At 47.2% G+C, this 1,093-nt stretch carries 1 protein-coding gene; it reads left to right on the forward strand.

All coding sequences use genetic code 11. The features are described 5' to 3' along the window. On the forward strand, positions 1-1,093 hold a 1,093-nt coding region (locus tag DWW23_RS26330), incomplete at both ends, for an O-antigen ligase (protein WP_147382654.1).

Consider the following 1,093-nt stretch of genomic DNA (forward strand, 5'->3'; position numbering starts at 1 on the left):
ATCAGCCTGGTAAACGGGTTAGTCACGGGGAAAGTACACTGGTTTCATCTGTCAATGTTATTTCTGACGACATGCAGCCTGCTGGCTGCCGTGCTGACAAGACCGGCGAAACAGTTTGCTTTTTCAAAGGCAGACGGATTAGTGCTTGTTTTGGCAACTATCGTTGCGCTCACTTATAACTGGCAACTGAATCCGGAACCGGAGAAAATGTTGTTCGGAGGACAACTGGTCGTACTGTGGTTTCTGTTGCGATTTATATTTACCGGATGGCCTCAACTACGATTGTTTTTTCTGACAACGATCGTTGTAACCGGATTGGTCGAAGCTGTTTTGGGGATGCGGCAGTTGCATGGCTTTGAAGGCTCTAACCATTCCCTGTTCAGGCTGACCGGAGATTTTTATAACCCGGGACCCTATTCAGGATATCTCGCAATCGTATTGCCGGTTTGCCTGTGGATGATCTTACGGCAAACAAAAATGTATCTGTATTATCTGGCATGGGGTACCTTGCTGGCAATCATCGTAGTATTGCCTGCCGGAATGAGCCGGACAGCCTGGATCGCTGCCGCCCTGTCATGTGCATGGGTGTACTGGGAACAACGGATCGGATGGAAAAAAACAAAAACATACATTTATGAATTTAAAACCTTAACTATAGTATCATCTGTTTTGGTACTAATTTCTGTAGCCGGTGCATTGACGGGTATTTTTCTTCTAAAGAAAGATTCTGCCAATGGCCGGCTACTTTTATGGAAAATAACTGAACAAGCTATAGTGGAACAACCCTGGACCGGAACCGGACTGGGAGGTTTTCCGGCTGCTTATGCAGAAACACAGGCGCAGTATTTTGCCTCCGGGGAAGCCTCGGAAACAGAGATGATGGTCGCAGGCTGTCCGGAATACGGATTTAATGAATTCTTACAAATTGGTTTGGAACAAGGGTTGGTGGGTTTAATGGTTTTTGTATTGTTGTTAGGCTATTCCTTGTTCCGGGGGGTGAAAAACAGGCAGGCAGGAGCGGCAGGAGGGATATTGGCGTTGATGGTGTTCAGTCTGGCGTCTTATCCGTTGCAGCTACCGGAGTTCTGGGTGG

This window comes from Parabacteroides sp. AF14-59, from assembly GCF_003479515.1.
GTDB classification, from domain to species: Bacteria; Bacteroidota; Bacteroidia; order Bacteroidales; family Tannerellaceae; genus Parabacteroides; species Parabacteroides faecis.